This window comes from Brevibacillus sp. NSP2.1 (genome assembly GCF_000470975.2).
GTDB classification, from domain to species: Bacteria; Bacillota; Bacilli; order Brevibacillales; family Brevibacillaceae; genus Brevibacillus; species Brevibacillus agri.
Genome location: NZ_CP048274.1, coordinates 3,683,604 through 3,707,570, shown reverse-complemented (window position 1 = coordinate 3,707,570; position 23,967 = coordinate 3,683,604). Strand labels below are relative to the sequence as shown.

Annotated in this window: 28 protein-coding genes, 1 pseudogene and 1 other annotated feature; of the genes and pseudogenes, 22 read left to right on the top strand and 7 right to left on the bottom strand. The window is 53.7% G+C overall.

Going from position 1 to position 23,967, the window contains the following annotated elements:
* The first annotated feature begins 43 nt into the window (after positions 1 to 43).
* On the top strand, positions 44 to 265 hold the full coding sequence (locus tag M655_RS18035) for a hypothetical protein (RefSeq protein ID WP_005833210.1): 222 nt from the start codon (positions 44 to 46) through the stop codon (positions 263 to 265).
* 44 nt (positions 266 to 309) lie between these two features.
* Here M655_RS18035 and M655_RS18030 read toward each other — a convergent pair whose 3' ends face one another.
* A complete protein-coding gene (locus M655_RS18030; protein WP_005833208.1) occupies positions 310 to 672 on the bottom strand; it encodes a L,D-transpeptidase in 363 nt (120 codons plus the stop codon).
* A gap of 88 nt (positions 673 to 760) precedes the next feature.
* Entirely contained in the window at positions 761 to 997 is a 237-nt protein-coding gene (locus tag M655_RS18025; RefSeq protein ID WP_007784848.1) for a hypothetical protein, read from the bottom strand.
* 196 nt (positions 998 to 1,193) lie between these two features.
* Between M655_RS18025 and M655_RS18020 the strand changes: the two genes are divergently transcribed.
* The 6 genes from M655_RS18020 (at position 1,194) to M655_RS17995 (ending at position 5,973) form a co-directional block, all read left to right on the top strand.
* On the top strand, positions 1,194 to 1,952 hold the full coding sequence (locus M655_RS18020; RefSeq protein WP_005833205.1) for a DUF4931 domain-containing protein: 759 nt from the start codon (positions 1,194 to 1,196) through the stop codon (positions 1,950 to 1,952).
* A 275-nt stretch (positions 1,953 to 2,227) separates the two neighbouring features.
* The gene (locus M655_RS18015; RefSeq protein WP_007784851.1) at positions 2,228 to 2,848 is read left to right on the top strand and encodes a hypothetical protein; all 621 of its coding nucleotides are present in this window, start codon (positions 2,228 to 2,230) and stop codon (positions 2,846 to 2,848) included.
* Positions 2,849 to 2,965: 117 nt separating this feature from the next.
* Entirely contained in the window at positions 2,966 to 3,445 is a 480-nt protein-coding gene (locus M655_RS18010; RefSeq protein ID WP_005833204.1) for a hypothetical protein, read from the top strand.
* Positions 3,446 to 3,489: 44 nt separating this feature from the next.
* Complete coding sequence (locus M655_RS18005; RefSeq protein ID WP_007777427.1) at positions 3,490 to 3,822, top strand: hypothetical protein; 333 nt, start codon at positions 3,490 to 3,492, stop codon at positions 3,820 to 3,822.
* Positions 3,823 to 3,869: 47 nt separating this feature from the next.
* On the top strand, positions 3,870 to 4,730 hold the full coding sequence (locus tag M655_RS18000; RefSeq protein ID WP_007777429.1) for a GNAT family N-acetyltransferase: 861 nt from the start codon (positions 3,870 to 3,872) through the stop codon (positions 4,728 to 4,730).
* Positions 4,731 to 4,842: 112 nt separating this feature from the next.
* A complete protein-coding gene (locus tag M655_RS17995) occupies positions 4,843 to 5,973 on the top strand; it encodes a virulence factor (RefSeq protein WP_005833200.1) in 1,131 nt (376 codons plus the stop codon).
* Between the two features lie 77 nt (positions 5,974 to 6,050).
* On the opposite strand, the gene M655_RS17990 is transcribed toward M655_RS17995, so the two are convergent.
* Entirely contained in the window at positions 6,051 to 6,737 is a 687-nt protein-coding gene (locus tag M655_RS17990; RefSeq protein WP_051353986.1) for a M15 family metallopeptidase, read from the bottom strand.
* A gap of 183 nt (positions 6,738 to 6,920) precedes the next feature.
* Between M655_RS17990 and M655_RS17985 the strand changes: the two genes are divergently transcribed.
* Positions 6,921 to 8,219, top strand: coding sequence for a phytoene desaturase family protein (locus M655_RS17985; protein WP_005833198.1), 1,299 nt, complete (start codon positions 6,921 to 6,923; stop codon positions 8,217 to 8,219).
* A 121-nt stretch (positions 8,220 to 8,340) separates the two neighbouring features.
* Here M655_RS17985 and M655_RS17980 read toward each other — a convergent pair whose 3' ends face one another.
* Entirely contained in the window at positions 8,341 to 9,153 is an 813-nt protein-coding gene (locus M655_RS17980; RefSeq protein ID WP_005833196.1) for a serine hydrolase, read from the bottom strand.
* Between the two features lie 108 nt (positions 9,154 to 9,261).
* Between M655_RS17980 and M655_RS17975 the strand changes: the two genes are divergently transcribed.
* The 5 genes from M655_RS17975 to M655_RS17955 all read left to right on the top strand — a co-directional run bounded on the left by M655_RS17975 (position 9,262) and on the right by M655_RS17955 (position 13,576).
* Positions 9,262 to 10,887, top strand: coding sequence for a peptide ABC transporter substrate-binding protein (locus M655_RS17975; RefSeq protein WP_026558454.1), 1,626 nt, complete (start codon positions 9,262 to 9,264; stop codon positions 10,885 to 10,887).
* Between the two features lie 34 nt (positions 10,888 to 10,921).
* Positions 10,922 to 11,656 (top strand): gamma-glutamyl-gamma-aminobutyrate hydrolase family protein, encoded by a 735-nt coding sequence (locus tag M655_RS17970; RefSeq protein ID WP_007777446.1) that lies wholly within the window; start codon positions 10,922 to 10,924, stop codon positions 11,654 to 11,656.
* Positions 11,657 to 11,775: 119 nt separating this feature from the next.
* Positions 11,776 to 12,219, top strand: coding sequence for a peroxiredoxin (locus tag M655_RS17965; protein ID WP_005833191.1), 444 nt, complete (start codon positions 11,776 to 11,778; stop codon positions 12,217 to 12,219).
* A 94-nt stretch (positions 12,220 to 12,313) separates the two neighbouring features.
* Entirely contained in the window at positions 12,314 to 13,366 is a 1,053-nt protein-coding gene (locus M655_RS17960; RefSeq protein ID WP_005833189.1) for a DNA polymerase IV, read from the top strand.
* 12 nt (positions 13,367 to 13,378) lie between these two features.
* A complete protein-coding gene (locus M655_RS17955) occupies positions 13,379 to 13,576 on the top strand; it encodes a hypothetical protein (RefSeq protein ID WP_005833187.1) in 198 nt (65 codons plus the stop codon).
* A 30-nt stretch (positions 13,577 to 13,606) separates the two neighbouring features.
* Here M655_RS17955 and M655_RS17950 read toward each other — a convergent pair whose 3' ends face one another.
* From M655_RS17950 to M655_RS17935, 3 genes and pseudogenes are all read right to left on the bottom strand, one after another.
* Positions 13,607 to 13,753: a hypothetical protein gene (locus M655_RS17950; RefSeq protein WP_286085852.1), complete on the bottom strand. Its 147-nt coding sequence runs from the start codon at positions 13,751 to 13,753 to the stop codon at positions 13,607 to 13,609.
* Between the two features lie 25 nt (positions 13,754 to 13,778).
* Positions 13,779 to 14,896: pseudogene (locus M655_RS17945) on the bottom strand (MFS transporter).
* 179 nt (positions 14,897 to 15,075) lie between these two features.
* Entirely contained in the window at positions 15,076 to 15,639 is a 564-nt protein-coding gene (locus M655_RS17935; protein ID WP_026558453.1) for a TetR/AcrR family transcriptional regulator, read from the bottom strand.
* Between the two features lie 198 nt (positions 15,640 to 15,837).
* On the opposite strand from M655_RS17935, the gene M655_RS17930 reads away from it, so the two are divergent.
* The 9 genes from M655_RS17930 (at position 15,838) to leuS (ending at position 23,882) form a co-directional block, all read left to right on the top strand.
* Complete coding sequence (locus tag M655_RS17930; protein ID WP_005833181.1) at positions 15,838 to 16,362, top strand: YqeG family HAD IIIA-type phosphatase; 525 nt, start codon at positions 15,838 to 15,840, stop codon at positions 16,360 to 16,362.
* Positions 16,359 to 17,480 (top strand): ribosome biogenesis GTPase YqeH, encoded by a 1,122-nt coding sequence (gene yqeH / locus M655_RS17925; protein WP_005833179.1) that lies wholly within the window; start codon positions 16,359 to 16,361, stop codon positions 17,478 to 17,480. Before M655_RS17930 ends, yqeH begins: the two co-directional genes overlap by 4 nt.
* Positions 17,481 to 17,563: 83 nt before the next feature.
* Positions 17,564 to 18,415, top strand: coding sequence for a shikimate dehydrogenase (locus M655_RS17920; protein WP_026558452.1), 852 nt, complete (start codon positions 17,564 to 17,566; stop codon positions 18,413 to 18,415).
* A gap of 36 nt (positions 18,416 to 18,451) precedes the next feature.
* On the top strand, positions 18,452 to 18,742 hold the full coding sequence (gene yhbY, locus M655_RS17915) for a ribosome assembly RNA-binding protein YhbY (protein ID WP_005833176.1): 291 nt from the start codon (positions 18,452 to 18,454) through the stop codon (positions 18,740 to 18,742).
* 13 nt (positions 18,743 to 18,755) lie between these two features.
* Positions 18,756 to 19,349, top strand: coding sequence for a nicotinate-nucleotide adenylyltransferase (locus M655_RS17910; protein ID WP_005833174.1), 594 nt, complete (start codon positions 18,756 to 18,758; stop codon positions 19,347 to 19,349).
* Complete coding sequence (gene yqeK, locus M655_RS17905) at positions 19,333 to 19,923, top strand: bis(5'-nucleosyl)-tetraphosphatase (symmetrical) YqeK (RefSeq protein WP_026558451.1); 591 nt, start codon at positions 19,333 to 19,335, stop codon at positions 19,921 to 19,923. Before M655_RS17910 ends, yqeK begins: the two co-directional genes overlap by 17 nt.
* Complete coding sequence (gene rsfS, locus M655_RS17900; RefSeq protein WP_005833170.1) at positions 19,923 to 20,279, top strand: ribosome silencing factor; 357 nt, start codon at positions 19,923 to 19,925, stop codon at positions 20,277 to 20,279. The genes yqeK and rsfS overlap by 1 nt, the downstream gene beginning before the upstream one ends.
* Positions 20,280 to 20,285: 6 nt before the next feature.
* The gene (locus M655_RS17895; RefSeq protein WP_007777469.1) at positions 20,286 to 21,023 is read left to right on the top strand and encodes a class I SAM-dependent DNA methyltransferase; all 738 of its coding nucleotides are present in this window, start codon (positions 20,286 to 20,288) and stop codon (positions 21,021 to 21,023) included.
* A 51-nt stretch (positions 21,024 to 21,074) separates the two neighbouring features.
* Positions 21,075 to 21,316 (top strand) — a binding site (T-box leader).
* Positions 21,317 to 21,464: 148 nt separating this feature from the next.
* Complete coding sequence (gene leuS, locus M655_RS17890) at positions 21,465 to 23,882, top strand: leucine--tRNA ligase (RefSeq protein ID WP_026558450.1); 2,418 nt, start codon at positions 21,465 to 21,467, stop codon at positions 23,880 to 23,882.
* Positions 23,883 to 23,967: the final 85 nt, after the last annotated feature.

Here is a 23,967-nt window from a genome sequence, read left to right as displayed (position 1 = left end):
CTGTAGACTAGAGAAGATCACTAGAGTAGAGGAGTCGCTGTCGTTGCCTGCTTATAAGTTGGACCCGGAATGGGTGATGTCTTACCTAGCGTTGCAAGAAGAAAGGCTCGCTTGCGAAGTCCATCCGAAGGACAAAGAAGCGATCATGAACAAGATCAGGGAATTGACGCTGTCGATCATGTACAAGCAAGCCCGAAGATTTCTCGTATATTTGGAGACGGAAGACCAGCAGACGGTCGCCAAAAAGAATAAGCATTGCATGTGAAAAAGACCCGCCTTTTGCAAAAAGAGGCGGGTCTTTGCGTGTCGTCACTGCTGCCGGATGCGCACGGGGGTGCCGATGGGGACGAGCTTCGCCAAGGCGTTGACGTCCTGGTTGTACATGCGAATGCAGCCGTGCGAGACGTATTTTCCGATGGAGGACGGGTTGTTCGTTCCGTGTATGCCGTAATGTGGCTTGCTGAGTCCCAGCCAGTACGTCCCGAAGACGCTGAGCGGGCCTCCGGGGTATGAGTTCGGATAGGGCACCTTGTTGATGATGGTGAAGTCTCCGCGCGGTGTCGCCGTGGCGATTTTGCCCAGCGCAACCGGGTAGGAGCGAACGAGCTTGTTTCCGTCGTACAGATCGAGCCTGAGCTTCGCGATCGAAATGCGAATGTTGTATGCAGGCATTCCCTCACCTCCCTTTTTGCAGCCGCTCGCGACATTGCTATTCCTATCTTATGTGAAAGGGAGGGAGGGGTACTTGGGACACGCTCTTTTACCTGAAGGAAGAAAACGTATCGGGATAGCGCAGGCCGTCGCGATAAAACAAGGTACGTACCCACGCGTACAGCCGAAGCGGGATGGAAGGGAAGACAATCGCCAGCTTGCCTTCTTCCAAAATGGGCAGATCGAGCGGAGACTGGATTTCGTAAGGCACTCCCTCTTGATCGAGCAGCGCCTTGTAGCGGTGGGCTTCACTCCAGCTCACCGGGTAATAGAATGATTTTTCCATCGCATCCAACACCTTTCCGGTTATCGCTGCTCCCATTATATGCAACCCATTTGGGGTAAAAAAAGAAACGAGCGCGCAAAAAATGGAAAAATAGGCCAATTTGTGGCTAGTTGATGGCGGGAGCGAAAATACGTCATGATTTTCCGCGCGAATCGGTGTAAAGTGGAGGTATCCAGAAATTGGAGGGACACTTTGGATGGCGCAGACACACTTGCACTTTAACATGCACATCGGCAGAAAAAAGCCGGAGAGCGTAATCAACAGGGAAACAGCGTGTCCGTTCTGCGATCGCGGCAGCTTGACAGATGTGCTGGAGCAGCGCGGTTCCATGATCTGGCTGATGAACAAATTTCCCGTCCTGCAGGATACGTATCAGACCGTCTTGATTGAATCGGATGAGTGCAACGGCGACTGGTCCTCCTACTCCCGGGAGCACGTGCACGCCCTGCTTTCCTTTGGCGTGGAAAAGTGGCTGGAGATGGAGCGAAGCGGCTCTTTTCGCTCTGTGCTCTTTTTCAAAAACCACGGGCTGTATTCCGGCGGGAGCATTCGCCACCCGCACATGCAGATCGTCGGGCTGACGGGTTACGACTATCGCGCGCAACTCAGGGACAGCGACTTTCACGGCATCACCATCGACCGGGAGTCAGGGGTGGAGTGTTCGCTCTCGACGCATCCGCGCGCGGGCTTTTTTGAGTACAACGTCATTTTGTCCGACCTGGATCGGCTGCCCAAAATGGCTGATTATTTGCAAATTTTGGCGCACTGGATTCTTCACCACGTCAACCCGCGCAACCAGAGCTACAACTTCTTCTTTTATCAATGGAAAGAAAAGCTGATCGCCAAGGCGGTGCCGCGCTTCGTGACTTCCCCGCTGTACGTCGGCTATTCGATTCCGCAAGTAGCGAACAATCTGGAGGAAATGGTGGAGGAGATGAGAAGGCATTATTTTTGACAAAAGACTAGGGCGTGGCTGGAAAAGCATTATTGAGTCAAGAAAATAGCGGTCGTATATCAACAACAAGAATGACTTTGCTAGTTTGTCGTAACGAGTAGCTCGCGACGAAAGAGTTTGATTTTATTTCTTATCGAGTGAATGGATAGTTTTCCCTGAAAGTTTCTAATTATGTGACTTTTTTACCTATTATAATGGTTCTATGCTCCCTTTTGTAATGAATAGAAGATGTGTGAAATTGGATATATATTACAAAAAAGGAGAGGTTATTTAGGATGAGGAAGTTTATAGTTTCATTGACGATGCTACTATCGGTATCTATTTTTGCTGTTGCTGTTTACGCTGCAACCGATCTTAATCTGGTCGCAGGTTCAGAAGGTACGCTGAAAAAATACTATGCTAACAATACTCCTCTAACTTCATCTTTGAGTGTGGATCACAAAATACTTCAATACGAGGTACGAAATACTGCCGACTTGAGTTCGCGTGAATTAGTCAATGTTTTATATAGAGGTAATGGTGGAGCCGATCAGCATGCAAGGGTGCTGCATAAACAAAATAGAAACTACCTTAGGTACTATGGCTATACTTGTTATTATGGTTCAGGGACGTCTTGTCAGTCTGATTATGTACAACCAACAAATATTGTTATTTCCCCAGGTTCGGATGGTATTGATGTCATCGAACACTGGTTTGGGGCCTTCAACTCTTCACAGTCAGTAAGATACAAAAATTACGGAGCTGGTATTCATTTTGAATACCTACAGCCTAATAGTTCCTATAACTGGAACCATTGGGAAACAAGCAGTCATCTAAAAGTTATTGCTGGTGCCAATTTAGAAAGCTCATTAAGAGGTATTTTCTGGTCAACAGGGACTGTAAAACTTAATCCATAAGTACTTGGATTAAACACAGTTTTAGTCTTACTACTCAATGTTGATCCACAAACAAAATGTTTAAATGTAGAGAATTTTACCTTTGGTGCTGAATATATTAATTAGGGGGAATACTTTGTGCGGAAATATGTCCTTTCAGGAATAGGGGTTATTGCGTTTACAGCTTTACTAACATTCGGAAGCAGCAATATCAAAGCAGAAAATGAATCACAGCTTTTTGCTGAACAAAAACAAGAAATTATCGTAGGTGCTCCAGTCACAGTCTTAGATAAAAATAGAGAGGGAGTTTACGTCGGTTTGACTGGACTTACAGTTCCATTGGCTGATGAAGTGTACGAGATAGTTGAAGAAATAAATAAAGCGGGTGGTCTTAAAGAGTCAAAAGAAATAATTCATATAAAGGATAAAGAAGGAAATGTAGTTATAAAAATACCAGCAGAACTTAAAGATAAACTAAAAGAAAAGGGGGACAAATTAATAGTTAAACATAATAAATCTGTAGACAATTATAAGAAAGAAAAAAGAATCACTAGTAAACTTAACCTTAATCTTGGTCAAGAGTGGCCGTTAAAAGAAAATAGTGTAGATAAATTCTAACAATTGAAGGCGGGAGACGCCTTCTTTTTGATGGAGGAATTAATATGAGGATCGGCCTAGTTTCAAGCCTAATTATTTCGATTTTAGTTTTCATATATTCTTTTTTTCAAATTAGCATTTTGAAAACGTTTGTTCTTTATGAGTTTTTTATTGGTGTAGTGGGACTAATATTATCAGGGGTTATTTTCAGTTCATATTTAGGTCTTGATCGTAAACACATGTCTAACCCTGATTCCTCAAAAGTTCTTGGTGAAAATAATGCCAATAAATATGAGATGCGAAAAGAAAATGAGAAGGTAAAAGAAACGGCTAAAATATTTTTCTTTTTTGGCTTGCCATGTCTAATAATTTCAGTCGTGATTTATCTAATTACCTAGTTAACAAGATGAGATGAGGTAAGACTTCAAAAAAGGGGGAGAGTCGCATGGGATACGAGATCGTGGCAATCAAATCGCTGACAGCAGCACAGCTTGAGGAAGTCAACCAACTGGCTGTGATCTGCAACGGGCATGACGGCATTGCTTTGAAAATAAACCCGAACATGCTGGAACAGCGTTCGGGCGAGCACACAGAGGACTTTCTCTGTTACGCGGACAACAAGCTGGTCGGATATCTTGGCCTGTATGTGTTCCACGCCAAAGAGGCGGAGGTCAGCGGCATGGTCCATCCGGATCACCGGAGAAAAGGGATTTTTACCGGACTGCAGCACAGGGCTAAAGCAGAGTGCCGCAAGCGGGGCATTCCGGCCCTGCTGTTTATCGTCCAGCAAAAATCGCAGGCAGGGGCCGCTTATCAGAAGCGAATCGGCGCCCCATACGAGTATTCGGAATACTGGATGGATTTAGGAAAATCTGGACGAGAAGCCTTGAGTCACGCTGTGCGGCTGCGGCCTGCTACCGCAGCGGATGAAGAGACGTTGATTCAGCTCGATGTACGCGGTTTTCAGATGGAGGAAGCGCAGGTACGGGAGATGAACGAGAAGATGGCGAACGATCCTCGTACCAGTACGTATCTGGTGCTGGCAGAGGAACGGGCGGTCGGCAAAATCAGCGTAAGCAAAAATGGCATGCAGGCGTTCATCTACGGCTTTTGCGTCCACCCCGACGAACAGGGCAAAGGCTACGGCCGCCAGGCACTGGCGCAGACGATTGCGTTGCTCGAAGCTGAAGGCTTCGCAGAGATTTCCCTTGAGGTCGCCTGTGAAAACAGCCGGGCGCTCGGGCTGTACGAGTCGTGCGGCTTTGTCGTGCAGTCGGCCAACGATTACTACAGGCTGAAGCTCTAGGTCTGCTTCCAGCCGCAAACTGCTTTTGCCGCACCCGCAGGTTGGCAAACGAAGCCGCTTCCGTGCTACCATAGGAGGGAGGTAGCATTGCGGAAAAAGGAGTGACGAAAGCATGAAACTGTTGTCCATCGAACCGACGCCGAGTCCCAACGTGATGAAGCTGAACGTGGACGAGACTCTGCCAGGTGGCGTGCAACATGTTTATACAAAAGCAGAAGCGCAGAAAGCGCCGGAGCTGATGCGGGAGCTGCTGGCCATTGACGGGGTGACGTCGATTTTTCATACGGCGGACTTCCTGGCTCTGGAGCGGAAGTCGAATGCCGACTGGCAGCGCATTTTGACGGAGGCGCGGGAAGTTTTGCAGGCGGGAAAAGGAACGGCGATTCCGGTCGTCTCTGCGGAGCAAGCGGGAGCTTACGGGGAGGCGCAGGTGTTCATCCAGATGTTTCGCGGCGTCCCGATGCAGGTCAAGGTGACGATGGGGACGGAGCAGATTCGCGCCGCCTTGCCTGAGCGTTTCGGACAGGCTGCCGTGCAGGCCGGGTCTGCTTCCCCGAACCTGATTATGGAGCGCAAATGGGTCGAGCACGGTGTCCGTTACGGCGACTTGCGCGAGATCGGCGAGGAGGTAGCGCAGGAGATCGACGCGACGTATCCGCAGAGCCGCGTGGAGGAGCTCGTCCAGCAGGCGATGCTGCTCGGGCCGGGCGAGACGCCGCAGGTGGTCGAGCGCGAGAAAAAGGTCGTCACCCCGGGCATGCTCGACGATCCGGACTGGCAAAAACGCTATGAAGCGCTGGACCGCATGGAACCGACAGAGGAAGACTTGCCTGTTCTGGCAAAAGCGCTGCGCGATCCGAAGCCGTCCATTCGCAGGCTCGCTGTCGTTTACCTGGGGATGGTCGGAGGCGACGAAGTGTTCCCGCTGTTGTTCGAAGCGCTTCGCGACGATTCCGTGTCCGTGAGACGCACGGCAGGCGATACGCTGTCCGATCTGGGCGATCCGCGGGCGATTGGGCCGATGTGCGAGGCGCTCAAAGACCGTAACAAGCTGGTGCGCTGGCGTGCGGCCCGCTACCTGTTCGAAGTGGGCGACGAGACGGCGCTGGACGCCTTGCGCGCAGCCCAGAACGACCCTGAGTTCGAAGTCAGCTTGCAGGTGCAAATGGCCGTGCAGCGGATCGAGAGCGGGGAAGCAGCCAGCGGTACGGTCTGGCAGCAGATGACAAGACGCAACGACTAGCCTGCTCTATCGCGGCTTCCTTTTGAGGGGTGACCGCGATAGGGCTTCTTTTTGTTTGGCGTGGAAAAAGAACCGGGCTACACGCCGCCGTATATGGCACAGGCGCTTCCGGTGCAGGCCGCCCACGCCTGGTTGCCGTAGTCAAAATGCCACCATTCGTCTGCGTAGTTGGTAAACCCGGCGCGAGTCATGACGTGGTAGAGCAGGCGGCGGTTCGCCTGTGCTTCCCGGTCCGCATCGGACATGTCGGCGAGCGTTTCGAAATAGCGGGTACAGGCGCGCTCTGAAAAGTCGTCAAAAGCGGTCCCCATCACAAGCCAGCCGTCAGGGCCGGCAATCGTCAGGTCGACAGCCCCTCCGGTCAGATGGCGCGGCGGTTTTGCCGGATCGGCAGTAGGGCGGGCGACAAAGCGGTGCAGCTCGGCGTACAGTTCCTCGCTCTCGGTCCAGCCTTGGGCAAGAAGCTGCTGCTTGAAGCGGTCGTACAAAGCTTGCTGCACCTGAAGCGGGCGATAGCCGTCCAGCACGACGAGCCGCAGACTGGCGGGGAGCAGCTTTGCGGCTTGCAGCAGCCTGTCTGCGACTGAGCTTCGGACGAGACAGTCCGCCATAGCGCAAGCAAGCCCTTCGTGGTAGTAGGCTGGATATACCTCAAGCTGTGGGGCATACTGCATGAGAGAAACGAGCGGCTCGTTGTTTTCGCGGATGGCAGGAAGCGAACCTGCCTCTTTTTGCGCGGGAGGAATCGGGATCTTCCAGTCCATTTCGGGCATCCCCTTTGCCTTTTTCCCCATCATAGCACACGTATGCTAGGTAAAAAATGGTATCGGACAGTATAAAAATAGACACAGTTCAATAATAGTTGACTTCCACCTTATCCATCCCTTATTCTATTGTAGGGTTTAGCTCATGTAATCAACATCGCTAGTGCGTAGGGGAGATTGTGTATGACAACCAATCACTATGACGTTGTTATTGTAGGTGCCGGACTGGCTGGTCTTTCCAGTGCCGCCTACCTGTCGTCGAAAGGCAAAAAGGTTTTGGTTTTGGAGCGCGGACAATTGGGTGGACGTGCCGTTACACTGAAGATCAAAGGCTTCAACTTCAACTTCGGTGCGCACGCCATTTATGCTCGCGACAGCTCCGTTTTGAGAACGTTTGAAAAAGAACTCGGACTCAACATTGACTGGCAAGACTTCAATCCAACAAAAGCAAAGTACGATATCGGGAGCGATTTGACTGCCGTTCCTTCCAACGTGCAAGGACTTTTCCAAACCAAGCTGTTAAAAGGGATGGACAAGGTATTATTTACGTTTGAAATTTTGAAAACGATGCTCAAAATGGAGAAGGGCCATCCGCACATGTCGATTCAGAAGTGGATGGAGAAAAAGCAAGTCAGCGAAGACGTGCAAGACATGATGCTGACGCTCGCCTCCTCCAACTTCTTTACGCGTGAACCGGAAAAAATTCCGTCTGATGTGTTCTTCACGTACTACAGCCGCCTGTTCACGACGAACAAGCCTGTTGCGTACATCGGCGGCGGTTGGCAGGCGCTGATTAACGAGTTCGTTCGCGTAATCGAGGCAAACCAGGGCACGATCATGCTCAAGAACAAAGTAGAGAAGTTTCTCGTAGAAAATGATCGCGTGGTTGGAGTGGTGACGCCGGAGGGCGAGTTTACGGCTGATGAGTTCGTCTGCTGTATTCCGCCGAAAGAATTGGTAAAAGTATTCGCAGAAACACGCCTGGAGCACGCTGTTGCCCAGCACGCAGAATACGAGCCGACAGTCGTCATGGTTTACGATATCGGTCTGAAAGAGCGGATTGATGTGCCGTTCTCCTACATCTACGACAAGCAAAACAATATTTTCATCACAGACATCTCCTACTACGACCGTACTTGCGTGCCGGAGGGCGGACAGCTTTTGCAGGCGACAGCCTACATGCGCCAGGCTGACGTAGGCAACAAGGAAGCGGCGGAGATTCGCAAGCAGGAGATCGAAAATCTGTACGACAAGCACTTCCCGGGCTGGCGCGAGCAACTGGTTGTACCGCGCGTATCTGCCCGTGCCGTTGTCCAGGAAATCAAATGGACGATGAACCAAAAGCCAATGCCTACCTTCTTCCCGGACTACCGCAACCTGTTCTTTGCAGGGGACTGGTGCGAAGGGCAAGGCCAGCTTTCCGAGCTGTCTTTCTCCAGCGCATGGCAAGTGTCCAATCTGATTTTGGAAAAAGATAAGTAAAAAGCGAGCGGGTCATTCCTTTTCGTCAAAGAAGAGGAAGACCCGTTTTTTCGCGTGGACGGCACAACCGCCAGCCAAAAAAAGCCCGCCCGGCAAAACGGGCGAGCGGTGTACAGGATGCTTATGCTTTCGGGCCGTACGTATCGTACAGCAGGCGGCCGATGCGCGCCATGACGCTGGCGGCATCCTTTTGGGCCAGGCCCTTGTTGAGCAGGGAGACGCTGATCGCGTGCGGTCCTGTATAGAAAATTCCGACATCATGCGTGATTTTCGTGACCGAGCCTGTCTTGTTCGCAAACTCCCACTTCGGCACCATCCCGATGATCTCGCCGTCCGGATCGGGCAAAAGAAACGGGAAGCGGTCGCGATGCTGCTGCTGCTTTAAGATCGCGATCATTTTCAGGCAACTGTCGTAGGAGATGACTTTTCCCGTCGCCAGGTAGCGGAGGTGGCTTGCGATGTCTGCGGCCGTAATCTCGTTGTAGCCTTCCAGCTCGGCTGGCACGACCATCAGCTTGTTGTAAAAGGAGCTGTTTTCCATTCCGGTTTTGCGCATGATGCTGCGGATGCTGTCTGCCCCGACGAGGTCAATCATCATGTTGGTGGCGGTGTTGTCGCTCTGGATAATCATCAAGGTGACGAGGTCGTACACGGTGAACTCCGTCCCGGGCGTCATGTGCTGCAAGACGCCTGCTCCGCCCACGAGGTCCTCCTGGCGCAGCTTGAGCTTGTCTCCCAGTGCGAGCTTGCCGGCGTAGGCTTCGGCGAACACAGCGGCCATGATCGGCACCTTGATGACGCTCGCGGCGTAGAAGCGCTGATTTTCGTTGATGGCGAGCTTTTCGTTTGTCTGTAAATCTTCCAGATAGACTCCCCATTCGCCGCCAGCCGCTTCGAGCAGCTCTGAAACAGGGGCAAAAAGACCGGATAGCATAAGACCCATCTCCTTTTTATTCGTGTAGACAAAATTTTCTCAAGATAATATTATTTAGTCATGCTCCTAACAATCAAGAAGAATTATTCCACAGATGGGGGTTTTGTTGTGAAAAAGTTGAAGAATCTATCATTTTGCGCCGTTTTGGTGACCAGTCTGGTGTTTGCTGGCTGTGGAGCGCCGCAAGCAGGCACCACGGAAAATCCGCAAGGTGCGCAACAGGAGCAGACGAGAGCGCCCCAAACGATGCAGGTCAACCTGAACACAGGCGAGCCGAACTCGATTGACCCTGGACTGGCGGAAGATATCCCTTCCATGTCTGTGGCCCGTGCAGCATTCGATGGCCTTTTGCGCCTGAATGAAAAGGGCGAGCTGAAAGAGGCGGTCGCCGAAAAGTACGAAGTATCCGCTGATGGCTTGACTTACACGTTTCACCTGCGCGATACCAAATGGTCCAACGGCGATCCGGTAACTGCCCACGATTTTGAATACGCGTGGAAACGGGTGCTCGATCCCGAGACAGCCTCCGGATATGCGTACCAGTTGTACTATCTCAAAAACGGGGAAGCGTTCAACGCCAAGAAGGCCAAGGCAGAGGATGTCGGCGTCAAGGCGACTGACGACAAAACGCTGGTCGTGACGCTGGAAAACCCGGCGCCGTTCTTCCCGGAGCTGGTGGCATCGGTCACTTATTTCCCGGTCAATAAAAAAGTGGTGGAGGGGAACAAGGACTGGGCAGCCAAGCCGGAGACGTACATCGGCAACGGCCCGTTCGTCCTGAAAAAGTGGGAGCACAAATCGGTAATCGAATTTGCCAAAAACGACTCCTACTGGGATAAAGACGCGGTTCATTTGTCCACGCTGACCATCAACATGATTGAAGACCCGAACACCGAGCTGTCCATGTTCGAAAAAGGCGATCTGGACTGGGCCGGCTCTCCGCTGGGCGACCTGCCGCTTGATGCCCTGGATGCCTTGAAAGATTCCGGAAAAATGCAGACGCAAGCGACGGCAGGCACGTACTGGTACATCTTCAATACGACGCAAAAGCCGTTTGACAACAAAAAAATTCGCCAAGCGTTTGCCACAGCCGTCAACCGCAAGGAAATTTCCGAAAGCGTCGTGCCGTTCAAGAGCACGCCAGCGACCGGAATCCTCCCGCCGACCATGGCGCTCAACCCGGATGGCTACATCAAGGACGGCGACGTGGAGACAGCGAAAAAGCTGCTGGCAGAAGGCATGAAGGAAGCGGGCTTGACCGAGCTGCCTGAGCTGACTATCTCCTACAATACGACAGAGGTGAACCAGCGCATTGCGACGGTGATCCAGGACCAATGGCGCAAAGCGTTCGGCATCGAAGTCAAGCTGGTGAACAAGGAAAACAAGGTGCACCGCGAGCAAATGAAGGAAGGTAACTTCACCATTGGCCGCGCAAGCTGGATTGGCGACTTCAACGATCCGATCAACTTCCTCGAAGTGTTCAAGGGCGGTTTGAACACGTCGAAGTGGGAAAACAAAGAGTTCCTCGACCTGCTCGCACAGTCTGCCAAAGAAGGCGACCCGGCAAAACGCAAGGAAATCTTGAAAAAGGCGGACGCCATCGTCATGGACGAAATGCCGGCGCTGCCGATCTACTACTTCACGTATGCCTGGGTGAAGCAGGACAGCGTAAAAGACGTCGTCGTGGACGCCCTCGGGTTCATCGACTTCAAATACGCATCGAATGTCAAGTAAACAGACTAAGGTAGCCATAAGGGAGTGACTTGGCGTGCGTCCGATTATTGGTGTCGCGTGTACGAAAATGTATTTGCCGAATAACCACCTCGACCAGTTTTTCTATGTCGGGTCCGGCTACGTGGACGGAGTGGCTCGCGCAGGCGGCATTCCGCTCATCCTGCCGCTGCTGACTGTACAGGAAGCGCCGTTCCGGGAGATGATCGAATCGCTGGACGGGCTGATCCTGACTGGCGGCGACGATCCTGCCCCGCATCTGTACGGGGAAGAGCCGCTGCAAGGGCTTGGAAACATCGAATACGAGCGAGATTTGGCCGAACTGGCTGTGATTAAGCTGGCATTGGAGCTGAAAAAGCCGATCTTGGGCATTTGCCGGGGAATGCAGATTTTGAATGTAGCGTGTGGCGGCACACTCATTCAGGACATTCCAAGCCAGGTTCCGGGCGCCTTCCAGCATGCGCAAAAAGGTTCCCGCCAATACGGCGCACACAAGGTCACGCTCAAGCCCGGCTTTTTGGCGGACGCTCTCGGGCAGCAGGAGGTGCTGGTAAACACCTCGCACCACCAGGCTGTCAAAGACGTAGCGCCAGGCTTCCAGATGACAGCATGCGCGGCTGACGGAGTGATTGAGGCAATCGAGAGCCTCGACGGGCTATCTATCGGCGTGCAGTGGCATCCAGAGCGGATGTGGTCGCACGACAGCCAGATGTTGAAAATCGCCGAGGCATTTATTGCCCGGGTAAAGCAGCAGAAGCTGCAAGCGAAATAATCGACAGGTGAACAGACAGCCGTCCTGCTGCCAGCAGGGCGGTTTTTTTCATGCGGGTGCTCGTAGCCATGTAAGCCCCGCCCAAACCGATGTTATACTGGTCCCAAGAGGTGAGAGCGATGTTGAAAGTGGGAGCAAAAGCCCCTGTCTTTACGGCAGACAGCACAAAAGGTCCGGTTGACCTGGGAGAGTACGTCGGCAAGCAGACGGTCGTCCTCGTTTTTTACCCGGGGGACGACACGCCTGTGTGCACCAAGCAGTTGTGCGCGCTTCAGGACAACTACGCGAGATTGCAGCAGAAAAACACGGCTGTCTTTGGCGTCAATCCGGGCGAGTTGGGCAAAAAGCAGTCGTTTGCGGAAAAGTTCCATTACGATTTTCCGCTGATCGCAGACGAAGGTCAAAAGATTCGCGAAGCATATGATGTAGGGAAAATTCTCGGCCTGTTTTTCCAGCAGCGCATCGTCTACATCATCGGCAGGGACGGGACGATCGTGTACGCGAAAAAAGGCAATCCGCCCGTATCCGAGCTGCTGGCAGTGCTCGAAGCGCACGGGCAGTAAGCGCGGAGCGACTCTGGGAGCGATCCACCGCTTGCGTCGAAGGAGCAAAACAGGGATAATACAAATGAGAATGTATGTTTGGTGGTTATCCGTCATGAAAAAAATCCTTCATCTGGATATCGACGCTTTTTTCGCCAGTGTAGAGCAACTGGATCGGCCAGAATTGCGCGGCAAGCCTGTGATCGTAGGCGGCACTGCCAACCGCGGAGTCGTCTCGACGTGCAGCTACGAGGCGCGCAAATACGGGGTGCGCTCTGCCATGCCCGTTGCGCTGGCGCGGAAAAAATGTCCGCAAGGGGTGTACCTGCCCGTCCGCTACAGCCGCTATGTCGAAAAATCCGCAGAAGTCAGAGAAATTTTTACTTCCTATACAACACGCTACCAAACAGTCGGTCTCGACGAGGCGTACCTGGATGTGTCCGACTACGAAAATGCCGTGCCGGTTGCCCGCGAGCTGAAGAGACGGATCAAACAGGAGACGGGACTTACGTGTAGCATCGGGCTTTCTTATAATATGTCGCTCGCCAAGATCGCCAGCGATTTGAAAAAGCCTGACGCCTTTGTCATCATCCGGCCCGAGCAGGCATTGGACGTACTGCGCCCGTTGCCGATCGGGACGCTTCACGGTGTCGGCAAAAAGTCGCAGGAGCTGCTCGAAAGAAAAGGCATCAAGACAGTGGAGGACTTTTGGCAGCTTTCGCTGGATGAGGTTGTGCAGCTATTCGGCAAGTTCGGCCGTTCCCTGTATGACCGGGCCAGGGGAGAAGACAGCCGCGAGATCGTGATGGACCGCGCGCCGAAATCGACCAGCCGGGAGACGACGCTGTCGTTTGATTTGTACGACCGCGAGTCCATCGCGCCGATTGCCCTTTCCCTGTTGCGGGAGGTCGAGGAGGACGTGCGCCAGGAAGGGGTCGAGCCGCAAACGATCACGCTCAAGATCAAGTACGCCGATTTTACGCAAAGAACGAAGCAGCACAAGGCAGTCGCCGGGGCCAACTGGCAGGAGCTGCTGGACGATTTGCTCGATGCGTTTGATTACTCGCAAGGTGTCAGACTGGTGGGCGTTGGCTTTTCCAATTTTGCCGAACCGCAAAAAGAGCGCTACGAGCAGCTTTCGCTGTTTCCGTGGAAGCTCGGGAGATAGGGAGGGGCAGGGATGGAGGCGGACAATGCGTTTCATTGCTGTGCGACCTGTATTCATTTTCGCGTGGAAAAAGCGCCAGGCGTCGTGACCTACCGCTGTTCGCGCCTCACCTACGAGACGCGGCCAGACTATCGCTTCCAATGCTGGACCCCGACGGAGCGGGTCAGGCGGCTGATGGAGACGAGGCAGCAGCAATCCCGGAGTGAATAAAGAAATGGCAACACCCCCGCATGCCACGGCTCAGCGTGACAGCGGGGGTGTGTTTGCTTGGGTCAGGTGGTTGTGTCTGACGAGCTGCATCGAGCGGTCGCGGGCGCAGCCGTTTTTGTTTGCCTGGTGAGCCAGCCGCTTCCCGCCCCCTCCCGCCAACCGCCGCCAAATCATCACCGTCGCCTGCTTTGATCGCAACCCCTCAAGGCGTGTGCATCTCGCCTTTTTGTGCGGAATACCGCACCGCCTTGCTCGCTTTCAACTGGATGAACAGCAAGATGCCAAAGCCGAGCACCGCTGCCGCGACGACGAGGAGAGCCGAGGACACAGGCAAGAGATCCGTCAAAATCCCGCCAGCCAGTGGGCCCGCAACCATGCCGATTCCGTGGAACATGTTGAACAGCGAGTAGGCTGTTCCGTAAGCGCCGCTTCCCCCTTGGTCGATGATCCCCCCGAGTGTCGGGAGAGTAGGGGACAGCGTGAAGCCGACGCTCGCGCCGACGAGCGCCATCGCGATTCCGGCTTGCCACAGCGAGTCGGCCCAGACCAGGAAAGGCATGAAGACAGCGAGTGCAACGACCCCGGCAAACATCAGTTTGTACGGGTTAAACCGGCCGGACAGCGAGCCTGCCACGGGGGCAATCAATCCGTATGCCAGCGTCATCGCGCCAAACAACAGCCCGATCACGGTCGGCGTAATGCTGAGCTTCTGCGTCAAAAAGACGGGCAGTGTCGGCTCCAGCAGGCAGAGCGACACTTCCGCGAGCAGGACGATCCCGGCGATGAAGACGACTTGCGGATTGCGCAAAAATTTGCCGACCAAAAGCTTTTCGCTCGCTGTGCGCGCCGTTTCTTCCTTGAGGAACAAATACACCAAGACGATGTTGATGACCGTAAAGGCCGCAGCCGCGAGAAACGGCGTCCGGTGATCGCTAATTTCAAACAGCCAGCCGCCAATCGGCGCGCCGAGCAAGGTGCCTGTAGAGATGGCCGTCAGCGCGGTGCCCATGACCGCTCCGCGCATTTTCGGCGGGAACAGGTCGGCGAGCAGGGCGAGCGCCGTGGCCACGTCGCAGCCGCCGCAATCCCTTGCACGAAGCGGGCTGTAATCAGCAAGGCCATCGTTTCGGAAAAAGCGAATAGCAGCGTCGAAGCGGCAAGCCCGACCAAGCCGACGAGCAGCACTGTCCGTCTGCCCAAGCGGTCAGAGATCGGCCCGAAGATCGGCGTGGCGAGCAACATCGCGACCGCATAGCTGCTGAACAGGACGCCCATCATCGTCGAGGAAGGCTGCAGCGTCTCGGAAAAATAAGGAACGATCGGGATCAACAGGCTGTAAAGCAGCATGTCGATAAACAAAATCAGAATCACAAAAAGCAAACCGGTACGTTGCGGCTTTGTCATTTGCGTGAAAAAAGACATCATCAACACCTCATCCCATCTAACTCAAAAAACTATTTTTGTTTTATTAGTTTTCGCAAAAAAGGGAATAAAAGGGGTCACCTTTTATCCACGGGCACGAGTCCGTACAACAGAACGTCTACAATCGCGGCCAAAGCTTCCGATACGGTAATCTGGTTTTGCATGTAGAAACGCTGGTCGAGCGTCGATTTGACCGCGTCCACGATCAGCTTCATCATCAGCGTGACATTCATGTTGACGATCAGCCCTTCCTTGATTCCTTGCTCGATCAGTCCGCGCAGCGTCTGCCAGTCATCCGAGAGCGCGGAGTCGACCAAGGCCCATTGCTCCGGGTAGTAGCGCTTCATCTGTTCGAGAATGCGCAAATCGTAAAACTCGTAGTGTGACGGCAAAACCATCATGACGCCTTTGATTTTTTCGATCAGGGAAAGACTGTCGTCGTCGAGAATTTGCTTTGTTTTTTCATCGGCCTCGGCAAACGTTTGGGAGATGATCGCCTCGAGAATCTCCACCTTCGAGGAAAAGTGCTCGTAGAGCGTCCGCTTGCTGATGCCGAGCCTGCGAGCCAGGTCGTCCATGGAAAACTTCATGCCCTTGTCTCTGATCTCATCAATAAAACCTTTCATGATCCGGTCTTTCATCGCCATCGACCCCCTGCCTAACCACCGGTTGAAAACCGGATAAACAAAAGTAGTTTTCTTAGTGTTTCCATTATGGCACAAAGCCGTTGTCCACGGCAAGCGGCAGCTAATGTTTTTCTTTTGCAACAGGGTGGTCGATTATGGTATAGTAGGTGCCGAAATCGCGGTTGATGGCTGCACATCATATGGAGGTGCCCCGTGTTTTTAAACAAGCTGATGCCCAGTCAGTTCGTGGAGTCTATCCATCACATTGATATAGATCAATTGAAACGAAATAAAATCCGCGCGGTGATTACAGATTTGGACAACACCCTTGTAGAATGGGACAGGCCAGAAGCTACCCCGGAAGTAATAAGCTGGCTCGGTCGCTTGCACGATGCAGGCATCCAGGTCACGGTCGTGTCCAACAACAACAAGGAGCGCGTCCAGCGCTTCTGTGCACCGCTCGATCTCGGTTTTATTTGTGCGGCGAGAAAGCCGACAAACCGTGCCTTTTTGCAGGCGGTTCGGCAAATGAATGTGACGATTGCCGAGACGGTCGTGATCGGCGATCAATTGTTTACCGATGTGCTGGGAGGAAATCGGCTGGGGTTTCATACGATCCTGGTCGTGCCTGTGGCCCAGACGGACGGTTTCTGGACGCGCTTTAACCGTCAGATGGAGCGCGTGGCTTTGAGCTGGATGGAAAGGAAAGGAATGGTTTCGTGGAGGAGAAAAGCATGACGGAACAAACAATCGGCACTTGTGCCGGCTGTGGTATTGCGCTTCAGACCGAGGATGCGAAAAAGCCCGGCTATGCGCCTGAATCGGCGCTGGGCCGCAAAGTGGTGATCTGCCAGCGCTGCTATCGCATCAAGCACTACAACGAAGTCGCGCCAGTGGCGATGGGCGATGACGACTTCCTGAAAATTTTGGACGGCATCGGCTCGACACAGTCTCTGGTCGTCATGGTCGTCGATATTTTCGACTTCCAGGGCTCCTGGCTCAGAGGCTTGCCGCGCTTCGTCGGCAACAACCCGATTTTGCTCGTCGGCAACAAGGTGGACCTTTTGCCGAGAAACATCAACCTGAACCGTGTACGCAACTGGATGCAGCACGAAGCGAAGGAACGCGGCCTGCGCCCGGAAGACATCGTGCTCATCAGTGCGCAAAAAGGGCAGCATATCGACGAGTTGCTCAACCGGATCGGGGAACTGCGCAAAGGACGCGATGTGTACATCGTCGGCGTGACCAATGTCGGCAAGTCGACGATGATTAACCGCATCCTGCACGACTACGGAGCGGCAGAGCTTACGATTACGACCTCGCCGTTTCCAGGCACGACCCTGGACAAAATCGAAATCCCGCTGGAAGACGGACGCTCCATTTTCGATACGCCGGGCATTATCAACCGCGATCAGATCGGGCACATGATTTCTCCATCCGATCTGAGGAAAATCACGCCGAAAAGCCGGATCAACTCCAAGGTGTACCAGCTTGAAGATGGGCAAACCTTGTTCCTGGGCGGACTTGCCCGCATTGACTTTGTACGCGGACCGAAGCAGCCGTTTGTCGTCTATGTCGACAACGACCTGTACATTCACCGCACGAAGCTGGAAAAGGCGGACGAGGTGCTGCAAAAGCATCACGGCACATTGCTCGTGCCCCCTACCGGGGAGGAAGCGGCCAAAGCATTGCCGCCGTTTGTGAAGCATTCGTTCAAGGTCAAGCAGTCGCAAATCCCTACGGATATCGTCATTTCCGGCTTGGGCTGGGTGACGATTCAAGGCAAGTACGAAGCGAACGTCGTCGTTCACGCGCCAAAAGGGGTAAGCGTGGGCATGCGCAGAGGTTTGATCTAGCCTTTTGCCAGCGACGCGCATGATGGCGTCTTTTGCTTTGCGCCATATGCTAGAGAGAGAAGCTACGGGGGAGGAAAAGCTCCATGATTACAAGCAAAACACAGTTGGTCGGCCTGTTTGGACATCCGGTATCCCATTCGCAGTCTCCGATGATGCACAATGCTGCTTTTGCTGAGACCGGACTCGACTTTGCCTACTCGGCTTTCGACGTCGAACCGGAAGCGCTGGAGGACGCGGTAGCGGGGATTCGCGCATTGGGCCTTCGCGGAATTAACGTCACGATCCCGCACAAGGTCGCGATCATGCCGATGCTCGATGAAATTGATCCGCTGGCGAAGCGAATCGGCGCCGTCAATACCGTGGTGAGCAAAGATGGCAGGCTGATCGGCTACAATACAGATGGCATGGGCTACGTCCGCTCCCTTGTGGAAGAGACGGGAATCGTGCTGGACAAGCAAATTGTCACCATGATGGGCGCGGGCGGTGCTGCCCGTGCCGTTGCGTTTACGCTCGCCGAAAAAGGCGTAAAGGAAATCCGCATCATCAATCGCTCGCGGGAAAGAGCCGCCATGCTGGCCGAGCATGTAGGCACGATCGTTCCGACGCGAATCGTCGAGCAGGGCGAAGGCAAAGACGCGATCGCGGACTCTTCGCTTTTGATTAATACGACGTCCATCGGAATGCTGCCAAACGTGCAGGACACCCCGGTGCCAGCAGACTGGCTTCACTCCGGGCTGATTGTCAGCGACCTGATTTACAACCCGCTGGAGACAAGACTGCTCCGCGAAGCGCAGGCGATCGGCGCGACTGTTCACTCCGGCGTCGGCATGTTTGTGAACCAGGGCGCCCTTGCTTTTGAGCTGTGGACGGGAACCGACGCACCGACGGAAGTCATGCGCGAAGTCGTCTTGCAGCAACTGACGAAAACAACCTGATCGAACATGATTGCAGGAACTAAAGGAGGCATGCCGATGTTGACCGGCAAGCAAAAGCGCTTTTTGCGCGCAGAAGCTCATCATCTCACCCCGATTTTCCAGGTAGGAAAAGGCGGCGTTAACGAAAATATGATTACCCAGATCAAGGAAGCGCTGGAAGTGCGCGAGCTGATTAAAGTCGCGATTTTGCAAAACAACAGCGACGACAAGCATGAAGTAGCAGAAGAACTGGCAGCAGGTGCGGGTGCCGAGCTGGTGCAACTGATTGGCCATACGGTTGTCTTGTACAAAGAGTCCCGGGAGCACAAGACGATCAAGCTGCCGTAAGTGATCGAACACCATGAAGGACGCACGAAAAAAAGTCGGGATCATGGGCGGCACGTTTGATCCCATCCATTGCGGCCACTTGCTGGCGGCTGAACAGGCCAGAGAGCAGGCTGGACTTGACGAGGTCTGGTTTATGCCATCGCACATTCCGCCGCACAAGAGCAGGGAGGGGCTGACAGAGGCGCATCATCGCCTGCAAATGGTTCAGCTCGCCATAGCCGATCACGAGTCGTTTCGCGTGACGGATATCGAACTGGCCCGAAAAGGCCCCTCTTACACGTACGATACGATGGTTCTGCTCACGCAGCAGTTTCCTGATTGTCAGTTTTCTTTTATTATTGGGGGAGACATGGTAAAAATCTTGCCCAAATGGTACCAGTTCCAACAGTTGATCCGCATGGTACGCTTTATAGGTCTGGCGCGACCGGGCACGGAGTTGGAGCGGGAGGCGTGCGAGTACGTCACCTTCGTGGAGATGCCGGTCTGGGACATCTCTTCCACGTTAATCCGGGAAAAGGCGGCGGCGGGCAAAAGCATCCGCTATCTGGTACCTGATGCTGTGGAGCGTTATATAAAGGAGAACCGATTCTATGAAACTCTTGTCTAATCGGGAGGAACTGCTTGCGCGCATCCGGGCGCAAATGCACGAGAAGCGCTACAAGCATACTTTGGGGGTCGCCCAGTCTGCCCGCGAGCTTGCACAGCGATACGGCGCTGACCCTGACAAAGCCGAGCTTGCCGGACTTTTGCACGACTACTGCAAATGCTGGCCCGTGGAGAAAATGTTCGAAATTCTCGTTCGCCACGATATGCCGACAGAGCTGTTGGAAGGGGAAAAAGAGCTGTGGCACGCTTTTGCCGGGGCAATCGTCATTCAGAACGACCTGGGAGTGACGGACCCGGATATTTTGCAAGCCGTTCGCTACCATACGACAGGGCGAGCCGGGATGTCCCTGTTAGAAAAAGTGGTTTGTGTGGCAGACTATATAGAACCGAACCGGAATTTTCCTGGCGTGGAGCAGATTCGCACGCTGGCCGAGAAAGACATTGATGCCGCCCTGGCTCTCGCTTTGGGAGGCACGATCCAGTTTTTGATAGAAAAGCAGAAGACGGTCTATCCGCTGACGCTTACCGCTTATAACGATCTGGTATCCCGCAAAGGGAAAGAAGGAGGGTTTTGATGGTTAAAACAGTAGAAGAGTTGGCTCGCTTGGTAGTGAAGGCAGCAGAAGACAAAAAGGCAGAAAATCTGAAGGTGCTGGACATCAGCAAGCTTTCGGTGATTGCAGACTACTTCATGATCTGCCACGGAAACAACGAGCGTCAGGTGCAGGCGATCGTGCGCGAAATTCGCGATCAAGCCCACAAAAACGGTTTTGACGTTCGCGGCATTGAAGGCGCGGATGAGGGACGCTGGGTGCTCGTCGACCTCGGCGATATCGTGATTCACGTCTTCCACCGCGAAGATCGCGAGTTTTACAATCTGGAGCGACTTTGGAAGGATGCAGAAGAAGTGTCCTTCGCTGCGCAAGGGTAAAAACGGATGGCGTACGCACACATGGCCGCAGTTTACGACAGGCTGATGGCGGACACCCCCTACGATCAATGGCTGGACTGGGTCGAGCGCACCTGGCAAAAGGGAGAGGCCCCAAAACGAGTCATTGATCTGGGCTGCGGGACGGGATCGATTGCGATTCCGCTGGCCAAGCGCGGCTATCGGGTCACGGGCGTCGATCTGTCCGCCGAGATGCTGGCGATTGCCTACGACAAAATGCGGCAGGAGCAAGTAGAGGTGGCGTGGGTCGAGCAGGATATGCGCGAGCTTTCCTTGCCGGAGGCGGACGCGGTCATTTCCTTGTGCGACTCTCTCAGCTACCTGACAGAAGAAGCGGACGTGCAGGAGACGTTTCGGCGCGTCTTCGCTCACCTTGCTCCCGGGGGAAGCTTTTTGTTCGATGTGCACAGCCCGTACAAAATGCTGCATATTTTCGGCGACGAGACATTCACCTACGTCGACGATGAGGTTTCGTACATTTGGCAATGTTTTTGCGATCCGCTGCGCCTGGAGGTAGAGCACCAGCTCACCTTTTTCGTCCGCCAGCCAAACGGCTTGTACGAGCGGCTGGAGGAGGAGCATTGGCAAAGAGCCTACCAGCCGGTCCAACTGATGCGCTGGCTGGCCGACGCGGGCTTCACGGACATCGTCATTACGGCAGACTATTCGGATTTGCCGCCGCAGGAAGCGAGCGAACGCTTATTTTTTGCCGCTCGCAAGCCGTAGGGTTTGACACGGTTGGTTTATATTGACTATAATGGCGTTATAACTACAAATTTCGACGCGTTTAAGAGGAATAGTAGGAATATGCCCCGCGCATACAGAGAGTTGACGGCAGGTGCAAGTCAACCCGGGACTATCTGAACTCGCCTCCCAGCACTTGCCCCGAAGGCCATGTGTACATGGTTGCGTAAGGGCAGGCGGCTCATCCCCGTTACGGATTTCAAGTGGGTGAATGCTTTTTCATTCGCCAATCTGGGTGGTACCGCGGGAATATAAACAAACCTCTCGTCCCTTTCGTAGAACGACTGGGGACGTGGGGTTTTCTTTATACTGGACCGGAATGTACAGATTCTTATCCGGTATAAGTGCAACGAAGGCTACGCCAATGGCTCGGTGTAGCCGAGTTTTCATTTTTTACCTATTTCAAGATGGGAGTGCTCTACCATGGTTTTCAGTCATCGTGATGTTGAAAAAAAGTGGCAACAATACTGGGAGCAAAACAAGACCTTCAAAACTTCTGAGGACCCGAACAAGAAAAAGTTTTACGCACTCGATATGTTCCCGTATCCATCTGGTGCCGGGCTGCACGTCGGACACCCGGAAGGCTATACGGCTACCGATATTTTGTCCCGCATGAAGCGGATGCAAGGCTACAACGTGCTCCATCCAATGGGCTGGGATGCGTTTGGCTTGCCAGCCGAGCAGTACGCGCTCGATACGGGGAATGACCCTGCGGAGTTCACAGAAAAAAACATCAACACGTTCCGCCGCCAAATCAAGTCGCTCGGCTTCTCCTACGACTGGGACAGAGAGATCAACACGACCGATCCGCACTACTACAAATGGACCCAGTGGATTTTTACGAAGCTGTATGAGCACGGCCTGGCCTACGTTGACGAAGTAGCCGTGAACTGGTGCCCGGCGCTGGGAACCGTTCTGGCCAACGAAGAAGTCATTGACGGCAAAAGCGAGCGCGGCGGCCATCCGGTCGAACGCCGCCCGATGAAACAATGGGTATTGAAAATTACCGCGTATGCGGAAAGACTGCTCGAAGACCTGGAAGAGCTGGACTGGCCGGAGAGCATCAAGGAAATGCAGCGCAACTGGATCGGCCGTTCCGAAGGGGCAGAGGTTACGTTTGCCATTGAGGGACACGACCAGACCTTTACTGTCTTCACGACCCGCCCGGATACGCTCTACGGCGCCACCTACACGGTACTCGCTCCCGAGCACAAGCTGGTGGAACAGATTACGACGCCAGAGCAGAGAGCAGCGGTAGAAGCTTACCTGGAGCAGACGAAGCACAAAAGCGATCTGGAGCGTACCGACCTGGCGAAAGAAAAGACAGGGGTATTCACAGGCGCCTATGCGATCAACCCGGTTAACGGCGAACGTCTGCCGATCTGGATTGCCGATTACGTGCTGATTAGCTACGGAACAGGCTCGATCATGGCTGTACCGGCGCACGATGAGCGCGACTACGAGTTCGCCAAGACGTTTGATCTGCCAATCAAAGCGGTCATCGCAGGCGGAGACATTTCCAAGGAAGCGTACACAGGCGACGGAGAACACATCAACTCCGGCATGCTCGATGGCCTGAACAAAGAACAGGCGATCAACAAAATGATCGAATGGCTGGAGAAAGAAGGCAAAGGCAGCCGCAAAGTGACCTACCGTCTGCGCGACTGGCTGTTCAGCCGTCAACGCTACTGGGGCGAGCCAATTCCAATCCTGCATCTGGAAGACGGTACAATGAAAACTGTGCCAGAATCCGAATTGCCGATCATGCTGCCTAAAACAAAAGAAATCAAGCCGTCCGGCACAGGCGAATCGCCGCTCGCCAACATCACCGACTGGCTGAACACCGTCGATCCGGAAACCGGCAAGAAAGCGCGCCGCGAGACGAACACCATGCCGCAATGGGCGGGCAGTTGCTGGTACTTCCTGCGCTTTATCGACCCGCACAACGACAAAGCTTTGGCCGATCCGGAAAAGCTGAAACAATGGCTGCCAGTCGACATCTACATCGGCGGTGCAGAGCACGCTGTATTGCACTTGCTCTACTCCCGCTTCTGGCACAAATTCCTGTACGACATCGGCGTCGTGCCAACCAAGGAGCCATTCCAGAAGCTGTTTAACCAAGGCATGATCCTCGGTGAAAACAACGAAAAAATGAGCAAGTCCAAAGGCAACGTCGTCAACCCGGACGATATCGTCAACAGCCATGGTGCCGACACGCTCCGCCTGTACGAAATGTTCATGGGGCCGCTGGATGCATCCATCGCCTGGTCGACAAAAGGTCTAGATGGCGCGCGCCGCTTCCTGGACCGCGTGTACCGCCTGTTCGTTCAAGACAACGGCGAGCTGAACCCGAAAATCGTCGATACGAACAAACCGACCAGCATGGAGCGCGTCTACCATCAAACCGTGAAAAAAGTGACGGAAGACTACGAGGGCCTGCGCTTCAATACAGGGATCTCCCAGTTGATGGTATTCGTCAACGAAGCGTACAAAGCAGACGTCCTGCCGAAAAAATACATGGAAGACTTCGTGAAAATGCTGTCCCCGATCGCCCCGCACTTGGGTGAGGAACTGTGGGAGAAACTCGGCCACAACGATACAATCGCTTACGAGCCATGGCCAACCTACGACGAGTCGAAGCTGGTCGAGGACGAAGTGGAAATCGTCATCCAGATCAACGGCAAAAACAAGGAAAAAATGCTCATTGCCTCCGACTCGACCAAGGAACAAATCGAGGAGCTGGCACTCGGCAACGAGCTGATTAAGGAACTGATCGAAGGCAAGACAATCGTCAAAATCATCGCCGTGCCTGGCAAGCTGGTTAATATTGTGGTTCGTTAGTCGGATTAGACGCACGATCCAGAAGGCGGGCCAGATAAACGACTCGCTAGTCGCACGAAAAGCGTCTATCGCTCACCGTCGGCTT

What these genes read in the sequence shown, in the direction of transcription:
- M655_RS18030 (WP_005833208.1), bottom strand. Translation starts at nt 672, where the DNA reads ATGCCTGCATACAACATTCGCATTTCGATCGCGAAGCTCAGGCTCGAT.
- M655_RS18025 (WP_007784848.1), bottom strand. Translation starts at nt 997, where the DNA reads ATGGAAAAATCATTCTATTACCCGGTGAGCTGGAGTGAAGCCCACCGC.
- M655_RS18020 (WP_005833205.1), top strand. Translation starts at nt 1,194, where the DNA reads ATGGCGCAGACACACTTGCACTTTAACATGCACATCGGCAGAAAAAAG.
- M655_RS18015 (WP_007784851.1), top strand. Translation starts at nt 2,228, where the DNA reads ATGAGGAAGTTTATAGTTTCATTGACGATGCTACTATCGGTATCTATT.
- M655_RS18005 (WP_007777427.1), top strand. Translation starts at nt 3,490, where the DNA reads ATGAGGATCGGCCTAGTTTCAAGCCTAATTATTTCGATTTTAGTTTTC.
- M655_RS18000 (WP_007777429.1), top strand. Translation starts at nt 3,870, where the DNA reads ATGGGATACGAGATCGTGGCAATCAAATCGCTGACAGCAGCACAGCTT.
- M655_RS17995 (WP_005833200.1), top strand. Translation starts at nt 4,843, where the DNA reads ATGAAACTGTTGTCCATCGAACCGACGCCGAGTCCCAACGTGATGAAG.
- M655_RS17990 (WP_051353986.1), bottom strand. Translation starts at nt 6,737, where the DNA reads ATGGACTGGAAGATCCCGATTCCTCCCGCGCAAAAAGAGGCAGGTTCG.
- M655_RS17985 (WP_005833198.1), top strand. Translation starts at nt 6,921, where the DNA reads ATGACAACCAATCACTATGACGTTGTTATTGTAGGTGCCGGACTGGCT.
- M655_RS17980 (WP_005833196.1), bottom strand. Translation starts at nt 9,153, where the DNA reads ATGCTATCCGGTCTTTTTGCCCCTGTTTCAGAGCTGCTCGAAGCGGCT.
- M655_RS17965 (WP_005833191.1), top strand. Translation starts at nt 11,776, where the DNA reads ATGTTGAAAGTGGGAGCAAAAGCCCCTGTCTTTACGGCAGACAGCACA.
- M655_RS17960 (WP_005833189.1), top strand. Translation starts at nt 12,314, where the DNA reads ATGAAAAAAATCCTTCATCTGGATATCGACGCTTTTTTCGCCAGTGTA.
- M655_RS17955 (WP_005833187.1), top strand. Translation starts at nt 13,379, where the DNA reads ATGGAGGCGGACAATGCGTTTCATTGCTGTGCGACCTGTATTCATTTT.
- M655_RS17935 (WP_026558453.1), bottom strand. Translation starts at nt 15,639, where the DNA reads ATGAAAGACCGGATCATGAAAGGTTTTATTGATGAGATCAGAGACAAG.
- yqeH (WP_005833179.1), top strand. Translation starts at nt 16,359, where the DNA reads ATGACGGAACAAACAATCGGCACTTGTGCCGGCTGTGGTATTGCGCTT.
- M655_RS17920 (WP_026558452.1), top strand. Translation starts at nt 17,564, where the DNA reads ATGATTACAAGCAAAACACAGTTGGTCGGCCTGTTTGGACATCCGGTA.
- yhbY (WP_005833176.1), top strand. Translation starts at nt 18,452, where the DNA reads ATGTTGACCGGCAAGCAAAAGCGCTTTTTGCGCGCAGAAGCTCATCAT.
- M655_RS17910 (WP_005833174.1), top strand. Translation starts at nt 18,756, where the DNA reads ATGAAGGACGCACGAAAAAAAGTCGGGATCATGGGCGGCACGTTTGAT.
- yqeK (WP_026558451.1), top strand. Translation starts at nt 19,333, where the DNA reads ATGAAACTCTTGTCTAATCGGGAGGAACTGCTTGCGCGCATCCGGGCG.
- rsfS (WP_005833170.1), top strand. Translation starts at nt 19,923, where the DNA reads ATGGTTAAAACAGTAGAAGAGTTGGCTCGCTTGGTAGTGAAGGCAGCA.
- M655_RS17895 (WP_007777469.1), top strand. Translation starts at nt 20,286, where the DNA reads ATGGCGTACGCACACATGGCCGCAGTTTACGACAGGCTGATGGCGGAC.
- leuS (WP_026558450.1), top strand. Translation starts at nt 21,465, where the DNA reads ATGGTTTTCAGTCATCGTGATGTTGAAAAAAAGTGGCAACAATACTGG.